At 71.4% G+C, this 23553-nt stretch carries 22 protein-coding genes; 15 read left to right on the forward strand and 7 right to left on the reverse strand.

Features of this window, described 5'->3' with window-relative positions; translation table 11 throughout:
• The first annotated feature begins 288 nt into the window (after window positions 1–288).
• Window positions 289–1080, forward strand: coding sequence for an SDR family NAD(P)-dependent oxidoreductase (locus tag EMA17_RS43345; protein WP_246127277.1), 792 nt, complete (start codon window positions 289–291; stop codon window positions 1078–1080).
• A gap of 40 nt (window positions 1081–1120) precedes the next feature.
• Here EMA17_RS43345 and EMA17_RS43350 read toward each other — a convergent pair whose 3' ends face one another.
• A complete protein-coding gene (locus tag EMA17_RS43350; protein ID WP_126642742.1) occupies window positions 1121–2710 on the reverse strand; it encodes a PucR family transcriptional regulator in 1590 nt (529 codons plus the stop codon).
• Window positions 2711–2973: 263 nt separating this feature from the next.
• Here EMA17_RS43350 and pruA point away from each other — a divergent pair, with 263 nt between their 5' ends.
• The 3 genes from pruA (at window position 2974) to EMA17_RS43365 (ending at window position 6231) form a co-directional block, all read left to right on the forward strand.
• Window positions 2974–4602, forward strand: coding sequence for an L-glutamate gamma-semialdehyde dehydrogenase (pruA, locus tag EMA17_RS43355; protein WP_126642743.1), 1629 nt, complete (start codon window positions 2974–2976; stop codon window positions 4600–4602).
• A gap of 31 nt (window positions 4603–4633) precedes the next feature.
• Window positions 4634–5563, forward strand: coding sequence for a proline dehydrogenase family protein (locus EMA17_RS43360; RefSeq protein WP_126642744.1), 930 nt, complete (start codon window positions 4634–4636; stop codon window positions 5561–5563).
• Between the two features lie 200 nt (window positions 5564–5763).
• A complete protein-coding gene (locus EMA17_RS43365; RefSeq protein WP_126642745.1) occupies window positions 5764–6231 on the forward strand; it encodes a GNAT family N-acetyltransferase in 468 nt (155 codons plus the stop codon).
• Window positions 6232–6286: 55 nt separating this feature from the next.
• On the opposite strand, the gene EMA17_RS43370 is transcribed toward EMA17_RS43365, so the two are convergent.
• Window positions 6287–7036 (reverse strand): SDR family NAD(P)-dependent oxidoreductase, encoded by a 750-nt coding sequence (locus EMA17_RS43370; RefSeq protein WP_126642746.1) that lies wholly within the window; start codon window positions 7034–7036, stop codon window positions 6287–6289.
• A 93-nt stretch (window positions 7037–7129) separates the two neighbouring features.
• Here EMA17_RS43370 and EMA17_RS43375 point away from each other — a divergent pair, with 93 nt between their 5' ends.
• The 5 genes from EMA17_RS43375 (at window position 7130) to EMA17_RS43395 (ending at window position 11367) form a co-directional block, all read left to right on the forward strand.
• Window positions 7130–7738 carry a TetR/AcrR family transcriptional regulator gene (locus EMA17_RS43375; protein WP_126642747.1) on the forward strand — a complete coding sequence of 203 codons (609 nt, stop codon included), beginning with the start codon at window positions 7130–7132 and terminating at the stop codon, window positions 7736–7738.
• 900 nt (window positions 7739–8638) lie between these two features.
• Window positions 8639–8773 carry a lasso RiPP family leader peptide-containing protein gene (locus EMA17_RS52290; protein WP_160161780.1) on the forward strand — a complete coding sequence of 45 codons (135 nt, stop codon included), beginning with the start codon at window positions 8639–8641 and terminating at the stop codon, window positions 8771–8773.
• A gap of 70 nt (window positions 8774–8843) precedes the next feature.
• A complete protein-coding gene (locus EMA17_RS43385; RefSeq protein ID WP_246127280.1) occupies window positions 8844–10694 on the forward strand; it encodes an asparagine synthase-related protein in 1851 nt (616 codons plus the stop codon).
• Window positions 10691–10948 carry a lasso peptide biosynthesis PqqD family chaperone gene (locus EMA17_RS43390; protein ID WP_126642750.1) on the forward strand — a complete coding sequence of 86 codons (258 nt, stop codon included), beginning with the start codon at window positions 10691–10693 and terminating at the stop codon, window positions 10946–10948. The genes EMA17_RS43385 and EMA17_RS43390 overlap by 4 nt, the downstream gene beginning before the upstream one ends.
• Complete coding sequence (locus EMA17_RS43395) at window positions 10945–11367, forward strand: lasso peptide biosynthesis B2 protein (RefSeq protein ID WP_126642751.1); 423 nt, start codon at window positions 10945–10947, stop codon at window positions 11365–11367. Before EMA17_RS43390 ends, EMA17_RS43395 begins: the two co-directional genes overlap by 4 nt.
• Window positions 11368–12257: 890 nt before the next feature.
• On the opposite strand, the gene EMA17_RS43400 is transcribed toward EMA17_RS43395, so the two are convergent.
• Window positions 12258–12734 carry a hypothetical protein gene (locus EMA17_RS43400; protein ID WP_126642752.1) on the reverse strand — a complete coding sequence of 159 codons (477 nt, stop codon included), beginning with the start codon at window positions 12732–12734 and terminating at the stop codon, window positions 12258–12260.
• A 547-nt stretch (window positions 12735–13281) separates the two neighbouring features.
• Here EMA17_RS43400 and EMA17_RS43410 point away from each other — a divergent pair.
• Together EMA17_RS43410 and EMA17_RS43415 are read left to right on the forward strand one after the other, a co-directional pair.
• Window positions 13282–14211: a helix-turn-helix domain-containing protein gene (locus tag EMA17_RS43410; RefSeq protein ID WP_126642754.1), complete on the forward strand. Its 930-nt coding sequence runs from the start codon at window positions 13282–13284 to the stop codon at window positions 14209–14211.
• Window positions 14208–14387 carry a DUF397 domain-containing protein gene (locus EMA17_RS43415; RefSeq protein WP_126642755.1) on the forward strand — a complete coding sequence of 60 codons (180 nt, stop codon included), beginning with the start codon at window positions 14208–14210 and terminating at the stop codon, window positions 14385–14387. The genes EMA17_RS43410 and EMA17_RS43415 overlap by 4 nt, the downstream gene beginning before the upstream one ends.
• A gap of 208 nt (window positions 14388–14595) precedes the next feature.
• Here the strand turns inward: EMA17_RS43415 and EMA17_RS43420 are convergent, their stop codons facing one another.
• Window positions 14596–15234, reverse strand: coding sequence for an HAD family hydrolase (locus EMA17_RS43420; RefSeq protein ID WP_218043249.1), 639 nt, complete (start codon window positions 15232–15234; stop codon window positions 14596–14598).
• Window positions 15235–15315: 81 nt separating this feature from the next.
• A complete protein-coding gene (locus tag EMA17_RS43425) occupies window positions 15316–16497 on the reverse strand; it encodes an MFS transporter (protein ID WP_126642756.1) in 1182 nt (393 codons plus the stop codon).
• A 163-nt stretch (window positions 16498–16660) separates the two neighbouring features.
• Here EMA17_RS43425 and EMA17_RS43430 point away from each other — a divergent pair, with 163 nt between their 5' ends.
• Complete coding sequence (locus EMA17_RS43430; protein WP_126642757.1) at window positions 16661–16993, forward strand: ArsR/SmtB family transcription factor; 333 nt, start codon at window positions 16661–16663, stop codon at window positions 16991–16993.
• 26 nt (window positions 16994–17019) lie between these two features.
• Here the strand turns inward: EMA17_RS43430 and EMA17_RS43435 are convergent, their stop codons facing one another.
• Window positions 17020–18426 carry an aldehyde dehydrogenase family protein gene (locus tag EMA17_RS43435; RefSeq protein ID WP_126642758.1) on the reverse strand — a complete coding sequence of 469 codons (1407 nt, stop codon included), beginning with the start codon at window positions 18424–18426 and terminating at the stop codon, window positions 17020–17022.
• 359 nt (window positions 18427–18785) lie between these two features.
• On the opposite strand from EMA17_RS43435, the gene EMA17_RS43440 reads away from it, so the two are divergent.
• The 3 genes from EMA17_RS43440 to EMA17_RS43450 all read left to right on the forward strand — a co-directional run bounded on the left by EMA17_RS43440 (window position 18786) and on the right by EMA17_RS43450 (window position 22184).
• Window positions 18786–19604 carry an SAM-dependent methyltransferase gene (locus EMA17_RS43440; protein ID WP_160161781.1) on the forward strand — a complete coding sequence of 273 codons (819 nt, stop codon included), beginning with the start codon at window positions 18786–18788 and terminating at the stop codon, window positions 19602–19604.
• A 45-nt stretch (window positions 19605–19649) separates the two neighbouring features.
• The gene (locus tag EMA17_RS43445; protein ID WP_126642760.1) at window positions 19650–21008 is read left to right on the forward strand and encodes a carotenoid oxygenase family protein; all 1359 of its coding nucleotides are present in this window, start codon (window positions 19650–19652) and stop codon (window positions 21006–21008) included.
• Between the two features lie 135 nt (window positions 21009–21143).
• On the forward strand, window positions 21144–22184 hold the full coding sequence (locus tag EMA17_RS43450) for a helix-turn-helix domain-containing protein (protein WP_126642761.1): 1041 nt from the start codon (window positions 21144–21146) through the stop codon (window positions 22182–22184).
• Between the two features lie 93 nt (window positions 22185–22277).
• Here EMA17_RS43450 and EMA17_RS43455 read toward each other — a convergent pair whose 3' ends face one another.
• Window positions 22278–23471: a sensor histidine kinase gene (locus tag EMA17_RS43455; RefSeq protein WP_126642762.1), complete on the reverse strand. Its 1194-nt coding sequence runs from the start codon at window positions 23469–23471 to the stop codon at window positions 22278–22280.
• Between the last annotated feature and the right edge of the window lie 82 nt (window positions 23472–23553).

Raw genomic sequence — 23553 nt, forward strand, 5'->3', positions numbered from 1 at the left:
ACCCCACCCGAGCGCCCGCCCTGCCGGCCGCTGCTGGCCGCTTTTCGGTAAGCAACACACTCATCTCGCCGGAACCCCCCCCGTCCCCGAGCCCCGCACGCCGCCGGCGGCCCGCCCCACGAGCCTGACCAGCCCCGCACCGGCCACCACCCCGCAACCACACGCGCAACGCCCGCCGAAAGCCCCGGCCCGGTCGTCCGTGCGTGGGATTTCGCGTTCTGATGGTTGACCTAGTCCACTATTGTGAGGATGGTGGCAGGCAGTTGTCCGGATCAGGGGAGGGACGCCGTGGTCAAGCGGTTCGAGGGACGTAGGGCATTGATCACCGGGGCCAGCAGGGGAATCGGGGCGGCGTTGGCGGTGCGGCTCGCGGCCGAGGGGGCCGATGTGGCGGTGACCGCGCGTACCGTGCGGCAGGGGAATCTGGCCGGGTCGTTGGAGCGGACCGAGACGCTGATCGCCCGGCACGGTCGCCGCACCGCCGTGGTGCCGGCCGACCTGTCCGACGAGACGCAGCGGGCCAGGATCGTGCCCGCCGCCGAGGAGGGGCTGGGCGGGCCGATCGACATCCTGGTCAACAACGCGGCGATGGCCTCGTACGCCTCGCTGCGGGTGTACCCGCAACGCCGCGCCCGGCTGCACTTCGAGGTGAACGTGCTGGCCCCGATGGAGTTGTGTCAGGCCGTGGTGCCGGCCATGGCGACGCGTGGCGAGGGCTGGATCGTCAACGTGACCAGCGGCACCGCCCGGCCGTGGGCGGGGCCGCCGTTCGAGTTGGGGGTGCTCGGGACCAAGAGCGCGGTGTACGGGGCGTCCAAGGCGGCGCTGAACAGGATCACCAACGCGCTGGCGGCGGAGCTGTACGGGACCGGGATCCGGGTCAACACGATCGAGCCCCGGGCCGCGGTACTCAGCGAGGGCGCCGAGGAGTTGGTCGGTGGGCAGTTGCGGCCCGATCAGATCGAGACGATGGACCAGATGGTCTCCGCCACGCTGGAGTTGTGCGACGGGCCGGCGGCGCGGACCGGTGGCGAGTACGTGAGCCTGGACCTGCTGTCGGAGCTGGGCATCAAGGTCTGAGCCGAGCCGGCGGGACCGGATCCGCCCGGGTGGCGCGCCGTCACCCGGGCAACCGCAGCAGCAGCGCGGCGAGCAGGCGGGTCTTGGGGTCGGCCCAGTCCAGGCCGGTCAGTTCGCCCGCCCGGCGGATCCGGTAGCGCAGCGTGTTGGGGTGGATGTGCAGCGCCGCGGCGGCGGCGCGCACGTCGCCCAGCGCGTCCAGCCAGGCCAGCACCGAGTCCGCGTACTCCGTGTCGTGCTCGCCGTCGTGCGCCCGCAGCCCGATCAGGCGCGGGTCGCGGATCTCCCGATGCTCGGTCAGCAGCGCCTGGACCTCCCCGTACAGCACCTCCGGGCGTACCTCCGACAGCGCCGCGACGTCGGCCGACACCCCGCCGGTCGCCATCGCGTCCAGCACCCGGTCGGCCGACTCCCGGGCCGCGACGGTACGGGCCAGGCTCGGCGCCGGATCGCCGACCGCGCCGCGCACCGCCAGGTCGAGGTGGCCGTGCGCGGCGGCGGCGATCTCGTGCGCCCAGCCGAGCGCGACCGCCTCGGGCGGCGGCGCGGACAGCAGCACATAGACCCTCTGGCCCAGCGGCGCGACCCGGGCGTGGCTGTGTCGCGCCGCCGCGTAGACCGAGACCAGGTTCGCCAGTTCGGTCCGGGCCAACTCCTGCGCCGACTCGTCGGGGACGTCCGCCCGCACCGCGAAGCCGAGCACGAGCACCGGCCGCACCGGGTCCAGGCCGAGTTGCGCGGCGGCGGCCCGAGCCGCGATCGAGCCGCCGAGCAGGCCCGCCACGCTCTCCCGGGTCGGCCCGGCCTCCGCGGCCGACCTGGCCCGCCGGCGCACCAGGTGCAGCGTGGCCACCCGCGCCGCACCGACCAGCACCTCCTCGGCCCGATCGGCGAGCGGCCGGCGGCCCTCCTGGACCCAGATCGTGCCCAGCCACCGCCCACCGGCGTGCACCCCGACCGCGAGCCGGCGCCGGATGCCCAGGTCGGGCCGCTCCTCCACGGCGACCACCTGCGCGGTGGTGCGCAGCCGGTGGAACACGCCCCAGTCGCGCAGCCGGGCCATGTACTCCTCCGGCCCCTGCCACCCCAGGATGGACAACCGCCGCAACTCGTCGGCCTCGTCCGGCCCGGTGGCCCGCGAGTAGGCCAGCACCCGGTTGGCGCTGTCCTCGATGCTGACCCCGCCGCCGGTGAGCATCGCGGTGGTCTGGGCGAGCGAGAACAGGTCGCCGCCGTCGGGCGGTTCCGTGTCGGGCCGCTCGTCGAGGGCGGCGTGCGCGAGCGCGGCCACCTGTTCCCAGCGGGCCTCGGGGCGCACCGACAGCAGCACCACGCCCGCCGCGTCGGCGACCTCGCGCAGCGCCGCGCTCTCCCCCTTGACCGCGATCGCCGCCGCGCCGGCCGCACCCGCCGCCCGCACCGTGCCCGCCGCGGCCCGGCCGCGCAGGCCGACCGCGAGCAGCAGGTCGCCCGGCATCACGTGCGGCTCCTCCTCCGGATCCAGGATCGACACGTGTCGGACCGCCGCCTCCAGGCCGCCGGCCGCCGCCGCGACCCGGATCGGGCCGTCACCGACCGGGCCGCCGAGGGCGGCGAGCAGTTCACGCAGCGGGACGCCGGATTCGGGCACGTTCGACCCCTTCGTGGATGCCGCGGGGTGTTGGTCGATGGGCCAAGCGCGGAGTTTCGAGTTTAACCGATCGGATAAACACCCGACGGCGGTCGCGGCCTACCGTTGAGCGCGAGATCCGCGTCCGCACACGGCGCACACGCACCGCACATCCGCACGCGGATCACCGCACGCGCCTCACCGCGCACACATGACCGCGCACGCACTCCGCGCACGCACCTCCACACGCACCCCGCCGCAGATCACCGAACAGGAGCGCCGTCTTGGACGCTGTGACCCAGGTTCCCGCCCCGGTCAACGAGCCGGTACACGACTACGCCCCCGGCACGCCCGCGCGGGCCCGCCTCGAAGCGAAGCTCGCGGAACTGGCCGCGGCCCCGATCGACCTCCCGATGACCATCGGCGGCAAGCGGCGTATGGGCGCCGGCAAGCGCGAGGACGTGGTCCAGCCGCACAACCACGGCGCGCGCCTGGGCACCTTCGCGCACGCGGACGCCGCCGACGCGCAGGACGCCGTCGACGCGGCCCTCGCCGCCGCGCCGGGCTGGCGCGACCTGTCCTTCGACGACCGCGCGGCGATCTTCCTCAAGGCCGCCGACCTGCTCGCCGGCCCGTGGCGCGAGACGCTGGCCGCGGCGACCATGCTCGGCCAGGGCAAGAACGCCCAGCAGGCGGAGATCGACTCCTCGTGCGAGCTGATCGACTTCTGGCGCTTCAACGTGCACTTCGCCCGGCGCGCGCTGGCCGAGCAGCCGATCAGCAGCCCGGGTGTGTGGAACCGCACCGACCACCGGCCGCTCGAAGGCTTCGTCTACGCGATCACCCCGTTCAACTTCACCGCCATCGCGGGCAACCTGCCCACCGCGCCCGCGCTGATGGGCAACGTCGTGGTCTGGAAGCCGTCGCCGACGCAGACCTTCTCGGCCGTCCTGCTGATGGAACTGCTCGAAGAGGCCGGCCTGCCCCCGGGCGTGATCAACCTGGTCACCGGCGACGGGATCGCGGTCTCCGAGGTGGCGCTGCGCCACCCGGACCTGGCGGGCATCCACTTCACCGGCTCCACCGCCACCTTCCAGCACCTGTGGCGCACGGTCGGCGAGAACATCGCGGGCTACCGCACCTACCCGAGGATCGTCGGCGAGACCGGCGGCAAGGACTTCGTGGTCGCCCACCCCAGCGCCGACCCCGCCGTGCTGCGCACCGCCCTCGTCCGCGGCGCGTTCGAGTACCAGGGGCAGAAGTGCTCGGCCGCCTCGCGCGCCTACATCCCGCGCTCGATCTGGGAGTCCGGCTTCAAGGCGGACTTCCTGGCCACCGTCGACGGGCTGTCGATGGGCGACCCGACCGACCTGAGCCACTTCCTGGGCGCGGTGATCGACGAGCGCGCGTTCGCCAAGAACAAGGGCGCGATCGATCGGGCGCACGCCGACGAGACGGTGGAGGTGGCGGCCGGCGGGACCTACGACGACAGCGTCGGCTGGTTCGTCCGCCCGACGGTGCTGGTCTCCGCGAACGCGGACCACGAGATCTTCAAGGACGAATACTTCGGCCCGATCCTGGCCGTGCACGTCTACGAGGACGACGCCTACGACATGATGCTGGCCCAGATGGAGTCGGTCTCCGCGTACGGCCTGACCGGCGCGATCATCGCCCAGGACCGCGAGGTCATCGCGCACACCGCGCACGTGTTGCGGTTCGCGGCGGGCAACTTCTACATCAACGACCGACCCACCGGTGCGGTCGTGGGGCAGCAGCCGTTCGGCGGCGGGCGGGCGTCGGGCACCAACGACAAGGCCGGCGCGATGCAGAACCTCACCCGCTGGGTCAGCTCGCGCTCGATCAAGGAGACGTTCGTCCCGGCGACGGACCACCGCTACCCACACATGGGCTGACCCCACCCCACCGGTATTTCGGGAGAAGAACATGCTCCGCAGCCCCATCCTCGCGGCGGCCCGCTCGCCGCGGACCCGCTCCCTGGTCGAGCACCTGCCGCCGACCCGGGCCATCGTGGACCGCTTCGTCGCGGGCGACGTGCTCGACGACGCCGTCCGGGTCACCCGCGAACTCGTCGGGACCGGGCGCAAGGTGACGCTCGATCACCTCGGCGAGGACACCACCGACCGCGCGCAGGCGGACGCCACGGTGGACGCGTACGACACGCTGCTCGACACGCTCGGCGAGACCGGCCTGGCCCGCGACGCCGAGGTGTCGGTCAAGCTGTCCGCGGTGGGCCAGTTCCTGCCCGGCATCGGCGAGCGGACCGCGCTGGAGAACGCCCGGCGGATCTGTACCGCCGCCGCACGGGTGGGCACCACGGTCACCCTGGACATGGAGGACCACACCACGACCGACTCGACCCTGGGCATCCTGCGCGAGTTGCGCGTGGACTTCCCGTGGGTGGGCGCGGTGCTCCAGGCGTATCTGCGGCGCACCGAGCAGGACTGCCGGGACCTGGCCTACGAGGGCTCGCGGGTGCGGCTGTGCAAGGGCGCCTACCAGGAGCCGGAATCGGTCGCGTTCCAGGACAAGGGCGACGTGGACCGGTCCTACGTGCGCTGCCTGCGGATCCTGATGGAGGGCAAGGGCTACCCGATGGTGGCCTCGCACGACCCGCGCCTGATCGCCATCGCGAGGCACCTGGCGGACCGGGCGGGTCGGGCGCCCGGCAGCTTCGAGTTCCAGATGCTCTACGGCATCCGCCCCGAGGAGCAGACCCGGATCGTCGAGCAGGGCGACCTGATGCGGATCTATCTCCCCTACGGCGCCGAATGGTACGGCTACTTCATGCGCCGGCTCGCCGAACGTCCCGCCAATCTGACCTTCTTCCTGCGCGCGATGGCCACGAAGAGCTAGGCAGGGCGGGGCGGTTCGCACAGGCGCCGGACGGGAGCGGTTCTCCCGTCCGGCGCCCGCCTTCGTTTCCACCACGGGCACGGGCGACCCGGCTACCCGCGCCCGCACACCCGGCCAGTGCGGGCGGCGCTTCGCGCATGGCGCGGCCCGTGTCGCGGGTCCGCGGGATCGGCGTCCGGGCGCACTGACAGCATGGACCGATGGATGCAGTGGGCCTGGGCGACTTCACGGTGCGCCGCGCGAGCGAGTCGGACACGAACGCGGTGGTCGGGATCGACGTGATCGCGATGACGGGTGACGCCGAGCGGCGGGCGCACATCGCGAGGTGGTGCCGGCAGGGCGCGGTGACCGTGGCGGAGGACGCGTCCGGCCTGCTCGGCTACTGCGTGGTGGAGTACACCTTCTTCGAACAGGGCTTCGTCGCGATGCTGATGGTGACGCCGCCGGCCCGCGGCAGGGGCGTCGGGCGCGGGTTGTTGGACGCCGCGGCGGCCTCGTGTACGACTCCGAAGCTGTTCACGTCGACCAACGTTTCCAACCAGCCGATGCAGCGACTCCTCGGGCGAGCCGGATGGAGTCCGGTGGGCCTGGTACACGGCCTCGACGAGGGCGACCCCGAGCTGTTCTACCTCTGCGCCGCCCGCGGGTCGGGCCGCCGGCATCCGTGACCCGTGGACCCGTGACCCGTGACCCGACGCGGGCGGCGTGCCGGTCGGCCGTGGGTCAGACCTGGTTCTCGCCGCCGTCGACGTACAGGTTGGCGCCGAGGATGAAGCTGCTCTGTTCGGAGGCGAGGAACGCCACCACGTCGGCGACCTCGTCCGAGCGTCCGATCCGACCGAGCGGGACGCCCGCGGTGAATTCCGCCTTGCTGACGGGCGTGGTTCCCGTGGCCGCCAAGGTGTCGAGTCCGGGGGTGTCGATGGTGCCCGGGGAGACCGCGTTGACCCGGATGTTCCGGCCCTTGAGTTCGTTGGCCCAGGTCCGGGCGAAGGACCGGATCGCCGCCTTGGAGGCCGCGTAGGTCCCGAACGCCGGTACGCCGTCGTCGGCGCGCACGGAGGAGTTCAGGATCACCGACGCGCCGTCGTTGAGCAGGGGCAGCGCTTTCCGCACCGTGAACATCGTGCCCCGGACGTTGACGCCGAAGGTCTCGTCGAAGTGCTCCTCGGTGGTCTGCTCCAGCGTCGCGAACGACGCGGCGGCGGCGTTGGCGAACAGTATGTCCAGGCCCCGGCCCCGGGCGCGGACCGCGTCGTAGAGCCGGTCCAGGTCGCCCGGATTCGCGATGTCCCCCACCACCGCGGTGGCGCTCGCCGCGCCGATCGTCGCCACGGCCGCGCCCAGTACGGCGGAGCGCCGGCCGGTGACGAACACGTGCGCGCCCTCGGCCGCCAACCGCACGGCGGTGGCCAGGCCGATCCCGGTGCCGCCGCCGGTGACGACGGCGGTCTTGCCTTCGAACTGCCCCATGTGAACGCCCTCCACGATATTCAGTACCGATCGGTACTGAAGTGGACCGTAGCACATCTGTACCGATCGATCCCGAAGGGTATGGTGGGCGACATGGAGACGCTGGGGAAGGCACCGATCGGCCGGCCGAGAGGCTTCGACACCGACGAGGCCCTCGAACGCGCCATGCGGGTCTTCTGGGAACTGGGCTACGAGGGCGCCGGCCTCACCGACCTGACCAACGCCATGGGCATCACCCGCTCCAGCATGTACGCGGCCTTCGGCAACAAGGATGACCTGTTCCGGAAGGCGCTGGAGCGCTACACCGAGGGCCCCGCCTCGTACGCGGCCCGGGCCCTCCTCGAACCGACCGCCCGACAGGTGGCCGGCGCGATGCTCGACGGCGCGGTCCGGGCCACCACCCGACCGGGCTGCCCCACCGGCTGCTTCGGCGTACAGGCCTCGTTGGTCGCCGGCGCCACGGCCCGGGACGCCCGCGACGCTTTGATCACCTGGCGCGAGGAGGCCATCGCCCGCCTCCGCGACCGCTTCGATCGAGCCGTCGACGAGGGCGACCTGCCCGCCGACGCCGACCCGACAACGCTCGCCCGCCACCTCATGGCCCTGGCCAACGGCATCGCGGTACAGGCCGCCGGCGGCACACCTCGCGACGACCTACAGCAGATCGCCGACGCGGCGATGCGAAGCTGGCCACCGCTCTGAGGGCCGGGTGGGGCGGGTGGGCGGGCGGCGAGCACGAGGCCGACCGACCAGCGACTCGCCTTCGGGCGGGGACGGATCCCGGCGGGGCGCGGTGGCCGGTCGGGGTGTGTGGCGAGGGTTGGTCTTTGGCTTGCGGGATGCCGGTGCGGGGTCTGTCCGGGACGTGGGGTGGGCCGCCGCCGGCGTTCGGGACTGCGGGAACCCGGCAGTTTTGACGAGACTCGCGCGTTGCTCGGCGAAAACCGGCCAACAGCGGGGTGGGTGGGGAGGCGGTCCGGTCGGGTTGTCCGGGGAGGCTTCCCGGGTGGGTGGAGTATGTGGCGCGGGTCGGTCTCGGCAGGGGCGTTGATGGGGCCGGAGCGCACGAAACCGGCACTCGACACCTGATTCTCCCTGCCGGCCCCGCAAAACCGCAGGTCACCGAAATGCGACGCCCCCAGCCGTCCGACGCAAACCGGATCCGGACCCCGGTCGTCCGAACACCGGCGCGGCCCCGAGCGACCACGGCAACCCCCGCCCGCCCACCGCGAGATGGGGCCTCGTCGCCAAGGCGCCCGCCCCACGCCACCCGGCTCGTTCCCGCCCGCAACCCCTCCTTGCGTGCCCCGGCCGCGTGTGGGTGGGCGCGGACGATCGAAGAGTCCACGGACACCGCTCAATCGACCCGCCGAGCGTGTCGTCCCGCCTCGACGAGGCGGTGCCCCCGGTCGTGGCCTCGTTCGCCGCGCGCGAGCCCGAAGTCCCGCGCCCGACCGGGCCCGATCGGCGCCGACGCCTTCCCCGGTCGGCGATCGATCACATGCACCAAATATACCTTTGTCGTATATTTGTTACGCATTTTCCCCTGCTCGGATGACCCGGCATCGGCTTCGGGCTCCGGGCGCTCGGAAGGAGCAGGTCATGGAGCGATACGAGAGCACGACGGAACCGCAGGAGTACGTGGCACCCGAGGTGGTCGAGGTCGGCGGGTTCGCCGAAGTAACCCTCGGCCAGCAGGGGGAACTCCTGGAATTCATCCTGGAACGAACGTCCTGACGAAATCGGGTGAACGGCCCCCACACGGGCGGCCGAGGATCCGGGCTACGAACGGGAGAGGCCGTTGTCGGTGGAGGCGGGGTTCGTCGTACTCCCGGACTGTGCCGGCGCGGCGGCCGTGGCCCGGATCCTGCTCGCGGACGGTGCGCAGGTGTTGGCGCACGCGTCGGGCCGGCCGTGGCTGGTCGGCCGCCGGCTTCCCGGCACCCTGACGACGGTCGCGGTCGGACGCGACCGGCTGGCCCTGATCGGCCACTGCCCGCTCGCCGCCGGCGAAGCGGAGCGAGCCCTGGCCGGCGCACACGACGCGGCCGGGCTCGACGCGCTGGCCCGGCGCCTCCCCGGCAGCGCCCACCTCGTGGCCTCCTTCGACGGCCGGGTCCGCGTCCAGGGCACCCTCTCGGGTGTCCGGGCGGTCTTCCACACCGGCGTCCACGGCACGCCGGTGGCCTCCGATCGGCCGGCCATCCTGGCCGGCCTCACCGGCGCCGACGTGGACGACGAGGCACTGGCGCTGCGACTGCTCACCCCCTTCGCACCCCACCCGCTGGGCCCACGCCCCGTGTGGCGCGGAGTACGGCAGGTGCCCGAGGACTGCTGGCTGCTGCTCGCCCCCGACGGCACCACCCGCACCGTGCGCTGGTGGCACCCGCCCCCGGCGGAACTGACCCTCCACCAGGGCGCGCCCGCGGTACGCACGGCGCTGCGCGAAGCGGTCCGCACCCGCGTCGCCGCCACGCCCGACGGCCTCGTCAGCAGCGACCTCTCCGGCGGCTTGGACTCCGGCACCCTCACCTGCCTGGCCGCCGCCGACAGCCGCCCGGGAACCCTGCTGACCGTGTGCGCCCCGCAACTGGACCCCGGCGGCGACGACATGGCCTTCGCCCGCCGCCTCGGCGACCGACTCCCGGGAACCACGCACCTGTTGCTCGACCACGAACACGCCCCGACCATGTACGCCGGCCTGGATCACCCCGGCGGCTTCGTACTGCCCGACGGGCCGCCTTCGTGGGTACGCGCCGGGGCCTGGTTCGCCGACATCACCCACCACGTCGCCGGCCGCGGATCCCGCCTGCACCTGTGCGGACACGGCGGCGACGAACTCTTCACCCCGGCCCCGGCACACCTGCACAGCCTGGCCCGCGCCCACCCCCTCGTCGCCCTGCGGCACGCCCGCGGACACGGCGCCCTCGCCCACTGGCGACCGCGCGCCACGGCCCGCGCCCTGGCCGACTCCCGCACCTTCCCCGCCTGGCTCGACCACAGCGCCCGGCACCTGACCGCCCCCGCGCCCCCGCAGTTCCACCCCGCCCTGGGCTGGACGCCGCCACTGCGCATGCCCGACTGGGCCACTCCGGACGCCGTGCACACCGTCCGCGCCCACACCCGCCGGGCCGCCGTCGAACGCCCCGCGCCGCTGGCCCCGGACCGCGGGACGCACAGCACCCTGGAGCGGGTACGACAGGCCGGAGCCGCCATCCGCTACGCCGCCGCGCTCATGGCCGCGCACGGCGTCGACTTCGCCGCACCGTACCTGGACGACCGCGTGATCGAATCCGCCCTGGCCGTACGCCCCGACCACCGCGGCAGCCCCAACCGCTACAAACCCCTGCTCGCCGAAGCCATGCGCGGCCTCGTACCCGACGAACTCCTGGTCCGCGCGACCAAGGGCGAGTACGGAGAGGACGCCTACACCGGGCTGCGCCGCCACCGCGCCACCCTGCTGGGGCTCTTCGAGCACTCCGCCCTCGCCGGCCGCGGCCTGGTCGACGACCACCGTGTACGCGCCACCCTCCTCGGCGACCATCCCACCGTCCGGCCGCTCATCGCCCTGGAACCCACCCTGGCCTGCGAGCTCTGGCTCCGCGATCCAACCCACCCGCACCGGTCACCGGCCGCCGCCACCCGAGGAACACCGTGACGTTCGCCCTCAAACCCGACGTGAGCCTGACTCCCACCGAGCACGGCACGGTGCTGCTCGACGAGCGCCGCGGCCGATACTTCCAACTCAACCCCACCGGCACCCTGGTCCTGCGAACCCTCCTGGACGGTGCCACCGCCCATCAGGCCGCCGAACTCCTCAGCGAGCGTTACGGCATCACCCGCGAACAGGCCGCGACGGACGTCGCGGCCCTGCTCGAGAACCTGCGCAAGAGGAAGCTGGCCGGCCGGTGACCACCCCGAGCGCACTCGAGGCAGGCCGCCCCCTGACCCGGCGCCGGAACGTCACCGCCCGCCTGGCCGTCGGCGCCGCCCGCGTAGTCGCCGCACTCCCACCCCGCGGCATCCGCGCCACCCTGCACCTGGCCCGCACCGGCGCCACCCCCGCCACCGCCGCCCAGGCCCAGGCCGCCCGCGACGCCGTCGTCGCCGTCAGCCTCCGCTGCGCCGGTCGGGGCTGCCTGCAACGCTCATTGGCCACCGCACTGCTGTGTCGACTCGGCGGCACCTGGCCGACGTGGTGCACCGGTGTGCGCACGGGCCCATTTCGCGCCCACGCCTGGGTGGAGGTCGACGGCACCCCGGTCGGGGAGCTCGAACCCACCGGCTACTACCACCTCACCCTCAGCGTCCCCCCACGCAAAACGCGGTGACCGCCGGCGGTCGTGCGCACCCGCACCGGTGCTCAGGTGCCGCGGCAAAGCCCGGGCCGAACATCACCGAAGTGTCGCCCGCGCCGGACGGAAACATCGAGCCGATCCCGATCAGCGCGACCGCGCCGATGAACAGGCCACAACACGTCGGCGCACAGTACATGCGGCTCACCCACCCCGGCGCACGCCTCACGACGAGGCTGCATCTCGCGGTGGACGGACGGGGGTTGCCGTTGTCGATCGTGATCACCCGGGGCAGACCGGGGACGCGCCGGCGTTTCGAAGAGGAAGGAGCCGGGATCCGGTTTGCGATGGACGGCTCGGGACTTCACATTTCCGTGACCTGCGGTTTTGCGGGGGCCGGCAGGGAAAGTCGGGTATCGAGCGCCGGTTTCGTGTCCTCCGCCCTCGTGAACGCCCCCACGGAGACCGAAAGTGCCCGGCGAGAACCAAACCCGGATACCGCGCCCTCCACACAAGGCACCCATCACCGCCGACCAGCGGTCTCCCCCACATCGCGGCCGCAACACCCCACCCCATCCGAATCCGCACACCCGCGCCACATACCCCACCCACCCGGAAACGCCACCCGGAGAACCCGACCGGACCGCCACCCCGGCCACCCGCTGCCGGCGCTTTTCCGCCGAGCAACGCGCCCGTCTCGCCGGAAACTCCCCGCTCCCGCAGCCCCGAACGCCGGCGGCGGCCCATCACCGACTCGGACAGGCCCCGCACCGGCCACCCGCAGCCGAAGTCTCAACGCGCGCCGGAACCGCCCGGCCCATTCGGGAAGGCTCCGGAGCAGATTCGACCCGAGCCCCCTCCCCGCCGCAAGCACCCCACCCACCCGGCAACGCCCCGACGACTTCCCCCACTTCCACCATCGGAGGTCAGACGGGTCGAGTCATCGGCCCTTCGCGGTACATCTCGGCGGCAGGTGCGGTGGTGACCCTCTCGGCGAGGGCGCCGTATTCGTATTCGACCATCCACCGGACACCGTCATGCCAAACGCGGGTAATGGTGCCGAGATGATGACGTCGCGTGTGGTGGTCGACCTTGCGCCACAGGTGTTCGCCAACAGCCCAGGGAGGCGTGCCGGACATGATCTCTCCTTGCGTATGGAACAGGACGACAGGGTCGTGGACTTCGGCACGCGCACGGTGGGCGATCATCCGCACATAGCCCGGAGAAAACCCGGTGACCCGGGCAATGCCCTCCGCCGATATGCCACCCCGATGCGCATCGGCAACGGCCCCCCGCAACGCAACCCCGGCGACCCGGCAACAGCGGTGGTGATCGCGCCACCGGCACGGTGACGCCGTCGCGGGATCGAGCCAAAGGCCCTGAAGCCGATTGCGCTCAGCCACAGTTGCGACAAGACGGACGAGAATTGGCGGGTACACAAAGCTGCTTTCGACGGTGGCGGACGGCATCGAACGGGGCTCAGCCGCTCGAGTCCGAAAGCGACCCAACCGACGGCGCCGGGAAGGTCCGCATCAGGTACATCCGCGACTCGTGCACCAAAGCGGTCAGTTCGGCTCGCGTGACGTCCAGGGGATTACGACCGGGTGCGGTGATCCGGATCGGACGGACCTCGTCGCCGGACGGGGACACGGAAATCATGTGGGACTCCAGCAAGGATGTGAGACCCGGTCTCCGCATCCGCGCCGGTGGCTACGGGGACCGGGTGCCGCCCGCCGGGCATGGCCGGAATCGGACGGCGGCAGGGGACAGTTCAGGTGCCGTCAACATGCGGTAAGCACGGCGCGAAGATCCGAGCCGCGTCGAAGTCGGGGCCTGAGAAGGTCTGTCCGACACGAATACCAGGCACCCCTGACGCCTGGTAGACGATGGGCAACCCGCCCGTGGGTTGTTCTGCTGTCATGACCCCAATACTGCCCGTCATCACATACGGTGAGGAGGTATCCGGCGGTTACACCAGGATTCGTAACCTTCATCGAGAAATCCGTAACCACGTGTCCCCGCCGGGCAATCTCCTGTAATCACATCGACCGGGAGGCAGAAACCGTGCCGCCGAAGCCCAAATCCCCGAGCGCTGCCCGACGACTCTTCGGGGGCCAAGTACGCTTCCATCGCAAGAGGAAGGGACTCACACAGGAACAACTGGCCGAGTTGGTGAACCAGTCCGCATCCCTCATCCACGCCATCGAGTGCGGCAGACGGCCCGCGCTCTCACCTCTGTTGGAACACCTCGACCGGGAACTCGACGCCGGCGGAGCTCTCATGGATGCGGCCGGGTATCTGGTCGGCGAGAAGGTTGCCGAATCATTCGTTGAGACAGCCGAGTTGGAGAAGCAGTGCGTCGCTGCGGACTCGTTCCAGCTCTCGCTCATCCCCGGATTGCTACAGACCGAGGATTACATGCGCGCATTGCTTCGCGCCGCTCGCCCACCGTTGGAGGACGACGACATCGAAGCCCGTGTCCAAGGTCGCATCGAACGGCAGAAGTTGCTCACGCGGAAGCCGACAGCAATCTGTAGTTACGTCGTCGAGGAGCAGGTCCTTCGACGGCCCATCGGCAGCAAGGCAATCCTGAAGGCCCAGCTGGGAAGACTCCTCGAATGCTCGGCTATGCGCAATGTGTCAATCCAACTCATGCCGACACAGTGCATGGAGCACGTCGGGCTTGACGGGCCGATGCTGCTGCTGGAGATGCCGAACGGACAGGTGATCGCTCACCTTGAGTCCCAAGCCGGAGGCGCGCAGGTGACCGATCCCGAACTGGTCAGAGTCTTGCGCCAGCGATATGGAATCATCCGAGCACAGGCGCTCACGATGGCGGACTCGGCCGCGCTCATCCGGAAGATGGCAGGAGAGCTATGAAGTCAGATACCACGACGTGGCGTAAGAGCAGTTACAGCGGAACTCAGGGGGACGACTGCGTCGAGGTCGCCGCACTGACCAGCGCGGTCGGCGTCCGCGACAGCAAGGTCGGCGACTCGCCGGTCATCCGGACCCGCGCCGAGTCCTGGACCACCTTCCTCGACTCGCACCGCTGAGCAACCCGAGTCCGCTCCGTCTCCGATCGGTCGGCGGCGGGGCGGATGGTGGGTCCACGGTTCCCCACCGGCGCGGTGAGGCGACTTCCGACGGTGATCTCCTGATTCGGCAGCGCCCCGTTGCGCTCGCGACCATCGTGTTCGCGAGGGTGGCGGCATGTCCTGCACGCTACCCTCGTCGATGCGCCCGGGGTGCCGATTCGTGTGGTTACCGCCCGATGAGGTGCGCGATTTCGGACAGCGAATCGATCGTCCAGTCGGCGCGATTCACCTCGGGATCACCCGCCCACAGGTAACCCCAAGGTCCGCGCCGTACCAAGGCCGTGCGCAACCCGGCCCGGGCCGCCGGAACGTGGTCGTTCACCGGGTGATCACCTACATACAGGATCTCGTGGGGCTCCCCCGGAGCCCATGCGAGCAGCCGCAGGAAGAAGGCATCCTCGGGCTTGGCGACACCCCACTCCTCGGACACCGCCACGGCGTCCACCGGAAGGTCCAACGCGCGCAGCAACTCGCCCGCTCGCCGCGTCTGGTTGCCCGCGACACCCACCCACACGCCCGCCGCCCGCAACTCCACCAACGCCGGGCGCACATCCGGATACAGGTCCCACTCCTCCAGTACCTCGCCGACGCCGGCCGCCTCGCGCGCGGTGCGCTCGGCGTCCACGTCGAAACCCGGCCGGATCCGACGCAACGCCTCCGCGTTGTCCATCCCCAGGGCTGTCACCGCCCCGACCAGGGCCGACATGGTGTGCGCCGGGACTCCCACCCACTCGGCCCAACGCCCCCAGAACCGGGCATCGTCGGTCAGGGTCTCACCCACGTCGAAAACGACACTCCTGATCATGCGACCCAGGCTATGGCGCGACCGCCTCCGCACCAGCCCGAAGGCTCGCCGCCGAAGCGGGCGAACCGCGTTGATGGCCCATCAGATGGTGGACGGGTGCCTGTCCTGGGGCGACGTCGTGCGGGCCCGGTTGCGGCGGCCGGCGGCCAGGTGGTGGAGCAATGTGGCGGCGGTCAGGGCGGCTGCCGGGTAGCCGAGTTGGGGTGGGGTCAGGGCCGGCCATTGTTGGGTCAGGCCGCCGAGGGCGCCGCCGAGGGCGATTCCGGTGTAGATGGCGCAGGAGTTGAGGCCCAGGAGTACCGGCGCGGCGGTGGGGTGTAGGGCGATGAGTCGGTGTTGTTGCGGGACGACGATGATGCCGACGGCCCCGCCCCAGATCACGGCCCACACCATCGCCGAGGCCAAGGTGTGTACGGCCGCGGGCGTGAGGGCCAACGCGACGGTGGCCACCGTGAGCGCGACGGTGAGGACCCGTGTGGGGTCGCGGCGGTCGACCAGGCGGCCCGCCGCGAGGTTGCCGGCCAGGGTGCCGGTGCCCCAGGCCGTCAGGATCAGGGTCAGCCGTCCGTCGGAACCGGCGGTGGCGTCGTCGAGCGCGGGTGCGATGTACGTGTAGAGCGTGTAGGAGCCCAGGAACGTCAGCGCGGTGATCGCCAGCAGGCTCAGCACACGACGCTGCCGCAGCGGGCGCAGGCGGTCGGCCAGGGATGCCGCCGGCAGGACCACCTTGGGCAGGCCGAGCGCCACGCCGACCGCGGCGAGCAGGCCGAGTCCGGCGACGGCCCACAGGGTGAAGCGCCAGTCGGTGCGGCCGATCAGCGTCCCCAGCGGCAGCCCGACGGCGGTGGCCAGGGTCAGGCCGCCGAGTACGAACGCCAGTGCCCGCCCGCGGCGTTCGGGCTCGACGATGGCGGCGGCCGTACCGGACGCGGTCGAGGTGATCGTGCCGGCGCCGATCGCGGTGAGGACGCGGGCGGCCATGACCACCTCGTAGCCGGTGCCGATCGCGGTGAGGGCGTTGCCGACGACGAACACGCCGAGCGCCACGAGCAGGGCCGTACGTCGGTCCAGGGCACCGGCCACCGCCGCCATGACGGGTGCCGACACGGCGAGGACCAGGGCGAAGACCGTGACCAACTGCCCGGCGGCGGGCGTCGAGACATCCAGGTCGTCGGCGATGGACGGGAGCAGACCGGCGATGACGTAGCTGTCGGTGCCGACGGCGAAGGTCGCCAGGGCCAACGGCGCGAGTCGTTTGAACATGGGGCGGCGCTGCCTTCCGGTGCGGCGGATCGCAAGAGTTGACGAGTCGGCAGCGTAGGCAATGCATGGATGCTTGTCCATGTATCAATGTGTCGGATAGGCTCGGCGCGACGCGATGAGCGGCGGCGGCAGGAGCCGAAGCGGCAGGAGCAGGAGGCGGACGATGCGTGAGGTGTCACAGCCGACCCGGGACGCCATCCGGCTCGTGGACGTGTTGCGCGCGCTCGGCGATCCCGTACGGCTCGAACTCGTGCAGCGGCTCGACCGCACGGGCCCGGACAACTGCTCCGCGGCCGGCGAGGAACTCGACGTGCACCAGACGACGTTGTCCCACCACTACCGGGTGTTGCGCGAAGCCGGCGTCACCTGGACGACCATCGAAGGCCGGACCCGGCTGGTCCGGGTACGCCGGGACGACCTGGACGACCTCTTCCCCGGCCTCCTCGACTCCGTCCTCGCCGGAGCACGCCGAAGCCGGCCGACACCCGACCACTGACACACGGCCCGCGGGCGCGGGCGCGGCTAACCCTTCGCGCGATGGCGTACCTGTACCTCGGTGAACGCCTCCACGCCCCAGCGGCCGTTCTCGGAGCCGACGCCGCTCCACTTGTGGCCGCCGAAGGGCTGGTCCGGGTGGACCGCGAAGTGCGTGTTGATCCAGGCCGTCCCGCATTCCAGCTCGCCCGCCACCTCGGCGGCGCGATCGGCGTCGGCGCCCCAGACCGAGCCGCACAGGCCGAAGTGGGACGCGTTGGCGCGCTCCACCACGTCGTCGAGCGAGGTGTACCGGACCACCGGAAGCACCGGACCGAACTGCTCCTCGTCGACGATCCGAAAGCCGTCGTCGACGCCCGCCAGGACGGTCGGCTCGTGGAAGTATCCGGGGCCGTCGATCGCCCTGCCGCCCGCCGCGACCCGCGCACCTCGACCGACCGCGTCCGCCACCAGTTCGACGACCCGCTCCCACTGCGGCCTGTTGTTCAGGGGCCCGTACTGCACGCCCTCCTCCAGGCCGTTGCCCACCTTCGCCGTGCGCGCGATCGCGGCCAGCGCCTCGACCAGGTCGTCGTACAGGTGCTCCGGCGCGTAGACGCGCTTGATCGCCGAACAGAGCTGCCCGTTGTTCTGGAAGGCGGAGCCGAACAACTTCGGCGCGATCTCGGCCGGGTCCGCGTCGTCCAGCACGATCGCGGGATCGTTGCCGCCCAGTTCGAGCGTCACCCGCTTGAGGTCGCTCGCGGCCGCCTCGGCGACCCGCTTGCCGGTCGCGACGCTGCCGGTGAAGCTGATCTTCCGGGGCACGTGATGCGCCGTCATGCGCGCGCCGAGCGGATCCCGCCCGCTGACCACGTTCAGCACTCCCGGCGGCAGCACCTCGCGCATCATCTCGCCGAACACCAGCGTGGTGAGCGGCGTGTAGGGCGAGGGTTTGAGCACCATCGTGTTGCCCGCGAGCAGCGCCGGGGCGACCTTCCAACAGGCCAGCATGAGCGGGAAGTTCCACGGAGTGATCGCCGCGACCACGCCCATCGGCCGACGCACCACCTCGACGTGGGCCGCGTCGTCGTCGCGGATCACGTCGTACGGAATCGGCAGATCGGCGAAGTGCTTCAGCCAGTATCCGGAGCCGATGATCTCGAACGCGGCGTCGGCCAGCGGCTTGCCCTGCTCACGGGTCAGCACGGGGGCCAGCTCGTTCGCCCTGCCCATCAGCAGGTCGCCCGCCGCGTGCAGGGCCTTGCGCCGCCCGCCCTCGTCCCTGCGCCAGGACCGGTAGGCGTGCGCGGCCGCGTCGAAGGCGGCGTCGAGCTGCTCCGCGCCACAGTCGGGCGCCTCGGCACGCACCTCGCCCAGGGCCGGATCGACAACCCCGAACGTCGCGTCCGCCGCCACACTTTCGCCACCAATGGTCATGGTGTACCGCGGCATTTCCGCTCCTCCGAGTCGCCGGGCCTGCTTTCGCACCGTACCGCCGTACCGGTATCGCACCCCACCCTTCAATGCGGTTCTGGGGGTCACACCTAGGGGCCCTTAGGGGGTTACCCGGCTCTCCCGCTTCGCCAATACTCGACGATGCCGGCCCGAGTGCCGCCCGGTGGAGGCTTCCGCCACGGCGCGAAACGCGAGTGGCACCAATCCTCTTCGCACGCTCGTACAACTTCGCCTGCCCGGGCCACGAGGAATTCGACCCCCACCCCACGGGTATTCCGAACCCCGCGGGTGCGCCGGGAATCATCACGAAACACGGCACACACCACACGACACACGACAATCGCCAAGGAGTCGGCATGAAAAGCGTTTCCGCCACCGCCCTGTGGACCGCCGCCGTTCGGGCCGGCGAGTCGCAGCGCGAGGACGCGTTGTTCGTCGACGAGTTGGCCGAGGAACTGGCCGGCGAGGAGGGCCACGCGCTGCGTGCCCGCTACGAACGGCCCGGCGCGGCGAACAGCCTCGCGATCCGTACCCGCTATCTGGACGAGGTCATCGCCGAGCACTCCGGGTTCCGGCAGGTCGTGTTCCTCGCGGCCGGCCTCGACACCCGTTCGGTACGCACGAGTTGGCCGGCCGGCACCACGCTCTTCGAGGTGGACCACGCCGACCTGCTGGAGTGGAAGGAGCAGCGGCTCGCCGAACTCGACGCCAAGCACGGCTGCGACCGGCGCACGGTGGGCGTCGATCTCACCGAGGACTGGCAGCGGGCACTGCTCGCGGCGGGCTGGGATCCCTCCGTACCGACCCTGTGGGTCGCCGAGGGCCTGCTCTACTACCTGCCCGAAACGGCCGCGAACGATCTGGTGCGGGCGATCGCCGACATCGCGCCGATCGGCAGCGTGTTCACCGGGGACATCGTCAGCCACCAGTTCCTGATCTCCGAGCACGACTTCCCGCAACATTGCCTTCCGCTGTTGGCGGAGGACGGCTCTCCCTGGCAGTTCGGATCCGACCAGCCGGAAAGCCTGCTGTCCGCGGGTGGTTGGGAGCCGACCGTGATCAAGTGCGTGGGGGACGAGGGCGCTTCGTTCGGGCGCTGGAACGGGCCGCCCATCCCCCGGCACGTTCCCGGGATCCCGCGCTTCTTCCTGTTCACCGCGACGAAGGTCGGGTGAGTCACCGCCGGCCCACACGTCCGCAGTTCGAGAGGAACCGGTAGCTTGACCACGCCCGCCCCACACCTCGTGGGCAACTTCGCCCCCGTCGTCGACGAACTCACCTCCCACGACCTGCCGGTGACCGGCAGCGTCCCCCGGGGGCTGACCGGCTGGTATCTGCGCAACGGCCCCAATCCGCACGAGGCCGCCTCCGCCCACTGGTTCCTCGGTTCCGGCATGGTCCACGGCGTGCGGCTCGAGGCGGGACGCGCCACGTCCTACCGCAACCGCTGGGTTCGGAACTCGACCTTCACCGACGACGCCATGGTCTACGACGAACTCGGCAACCGGGATCTCACCGCCGGGGCCTCGAACACGAGCGTCGTGCGCCACGCCGGTCGCGTCCTGGCCCTGTCCGAGTCGACCCTCCCCTATCTGCTCACCCCCGAGCTGGACACGGCCGGTGCGCACGACTTCGGGGGGAAACTCCGCACCGCGATGACCGCGCATCCCAAGACCTGCCCGACCACGGGCGAGCTGCACTTCTTCGGATGCGGGATGCTCACCGCCCCGTACCTCACCTACCACCGGACGAACGCCGCCGGCGAGCTGACGGTCAGCCGCGACATCACCGGGGTCGGCTCGACGATGATGCACGACTTCGCGTTGACCGCCGAGCACGTGGTCTTCATGGATCTGCCGGTCGTCTTCGACGTCGAACGGGCGATCTCCGGCCTGCCCATGCCCTACCGGTGGGACCCCTCGTACGCCGCCCGCCTGGGCGTGCTGAGGCGCGACGACCCGCACGGCGAGGTGCGCTGGTTCGACATCGACCCCTGCTATGTCTTCCACGTGCCCAACGCCCACGACGAAGGCGACGGCATCGTCCTGAGCGTCATCCGCTATCCGGAGCTGTGGCGCACGGACAGCGGTGAGGCGTATCCGGTCGCGTCGCTCTGGCGGTGGACGGTGAACCTGACCACCGGGAAGGTCACCGAGGAGCAACTCGACGACCGCAACACCGAGTTCCCCCGCATCGACGATCGGCTGGCCGGGCTCGACGCCCGGCACGTGCACACCGTGGTCGCCGCCTCGCACCCCCGGCACGACCCCGTCCCCGGGGCGCTGCTGCGCTACGACATGCACACCGGCAGCGTCACCGAGCACACCTTCGGCCCGGGCCGGATCCCCAGCGAGGCCGCCTTCGCGCCGGCGGACGACCGCCCCGGCGGCGAGGGCTGGCTCATGACGTTCGTCTACGACGCCTCGACCGACAAGAGCGACCTGGTCATCGTGGACGCCGGCGACCTGGGCGCGCCGCCCGTGGCCACCATTCATCTGCCGCAACGTGTCCCGTACGGCTTCCACGGCAGTTGGCTTCCGGACCCGGGCACCCGCGTCGGGGACGTCGGGCGCCGTTGACCGGCGGCCGATCGACGGAGTCGGGTTACCATCCGGGGAGGGCGGAAATTCTCTGGTAGCCACCGGCGTGCACCGCCTAGCCTGCTCTTGGCGCGCTCGGCCGAGAGTGGGCCCGGGGACCGCGGAGGCCAGTGAATGCCCGAGTTTGTCGACCCCGACCAGCTGCATGCACGGGCATTCGGGCAGGCGGTACGCATCGGGCAGTTCCGGAGCGACCGGATTGCCGAAGTCCTCGGCCTTTCTCCGGAAAAGGTCGACGGCATTCGCCGGGATCTGCTGACCCTCAGACTTCTCCAGCCGTCGGCGCATGATGCGGACGTCCTTGTTCCGGTGAGCCCGGAGGCCGCGGCAACCGAATTGGTGCGAATTCCGGAGGACGAAATACGCAGCCTGCAGCAGGAGATCGTGGGGACCAGGCTGCGGCTGCAAAAGCTCCTGCCCGCCTATCTGGAAGGGCGGCGCCTGCGCGCACAGCTCGAACAGAGCCTGGAGCCGCTGGAAGCCGCCGACCAGATCAGGTGGATGCTCAAGGACCAGACGGAGCGCTGCCGCAGCGAGATCCTGCTCAGCCGCCGCGGCGACCCGCTGCCGTGCGACTCCGTCGGAAGCATGCATCCGGAACTCCTCGACGCCGCGCGGCGCGGGATCCGGGTCCGGGCGATCTACCGGCACGCGACCCTCGCCGATCAGACGGTCCATACGCACATGGCGGAACTCGCCGAGGCCGGGGCCCTGGTCCGGACGCACGCCGAACCGGCCGGTCAGCTGATCCTCTTCGGCACCGAGGTGGCGATCGTGTTCGGCCGCGAGCCCTCGCCCACCGCGGAGTCGGGAAGCACCCCGGAGCCTCCCGCCGTCGCCGTGCGCGACGCGACCGTCGTCGGCCATCTGCGTGCGACCTTCGAACAGGCGTGGGACGCGGCGTCGTCCGCGCCGGACACGACCGGCGACGCCAAGGCGCTGGGCCAGTTACAGCTGTCCATCGTGCGTCTGCTGGCGCAGGGCTTCAAGGACGACGTGGTGGCGCGACGGCTGGGCATGTCGGTGCGCAAGTGCCGCCGGCACATCAAGGAGATCATGAACGAGCTCGACGCCGACAGCCGCTTCCAGGCCGGCGTACAGGCCACGCTGAACGGCTCCGTCAAGGGCGACGACGAGCCGGCGGCCCGCCGCTGAGGCGGTGGGCGCCGAGCCGTCCGCCGAGCCGCCGAGCGCCGGGCCGTCGTCCGTTCGGCCCCGAGTGTCGAGCCGTCCGCCCGGCCCCGAACGTCAGGCCGTCGCCGGCGGGCGCGCGGCCGGGTTCTCCACCTCGGCCCGCAGCAGGAAACCGCCCGTGCGTACCCGGCCCGTCGTGAGATCCCCCCCGAGCGCGCGCAATCGCTCGGCGAGGCCCAACAGGCCGTAGCCGCCGCCCGCTTCCGCCCAGGCGTCCTTGGCGAAGATCCGACCGTTGCCGTCGTCCTCCAGTTCCAGCCACGTCTCCCCGAACCGCACCTCGCACCGCCGGGCCCGGCTGTGTTTGATCACGTTGGTCACCCCTTCGCGGAGCACATAGGCGAACACGTCGCGCAGTTCGAGACGCACCACGTCGCCCGTCCCGGGCAGGGTCGCGGAGATCCCCGCCGCGCGCAGCGCCAGTACGGCGTTCGCCAACTCGTCGTCCAGGGACACCGACCGTGTGTCGAAGATCGTGCTGCGGATCTCCCGCATCGCCTTGCGGGACAGTTCCTCGATGTCGCGGACCTCCGTGTGTACGGTGTCCCGGTCCACGTCGCTCTCCAGCATCCTGCGCGCGACGCCCCCCTTGAGCGCGATCGTGGCCACCGTGTGGCCCAGCACGTCGTGCAGATCCCTGGCCAGCCGATTCCGCTCGTCCACGACCGACTGGTGGGCGATGACCGCTCGGGCGGCGCTCAACTGCGACACGACCCGGGCGAGCAGGAACAGCGACGAGAACGACAACGTCAGCAGCACCAGCAGCCACGTCCCGTCCCAGTCGACCCGGCCGTCGACCACCCGGGTGGCGATCACCTGGGCCAACGCCACCCCGAGTCCGACCAGTCGGCTCGCCTCGGCCGGCAGCAGCACGACCGCCGCCACGATCGCGTAGGCGAGGTGGACCAGCATCGTGACATCTCCCGTGACGACCGGCAGGGCCGCACCCACCACGAGGAGCCAGCCGACCATCAGGGACCGTCGCCACCGCGATTGCCGCTGCCCGACCTGCGTGACGACCAGGAAGCTCCCCGCGTAGAGCACGAGATCCGCGACCAGGAGCGACCAGCGCAGCCCCGTCCACCTCCCCCCGTCCATGTGCACGGTGACGAGCGGCACCAGGACGATGAGGAGCACCACCAGGACGTGTCCCCGCAGCCGGGCCGGTCCGGACTGCTGCCACGCCCCCACGCCCTGTCCCTCGACGGGCCACTGCCGAGGTCCGAAGCGCGTCGAGTCGACGTTCACCCGAGTTCACCACCGGACGTGCGGCCGGCCCTGCCCGCGGACGTGCCGCCGGACATCACGCCGGGTCCGACGCCGGGCGCGG

The organism is Embleya hyalina, from assembly GCF_003967355.1.
GTDB lineage: Bacteria > Actinomycetota > Actinomycetes > Streptomycetales > Streptomycetaceae > Embleya > Embleya hyalina.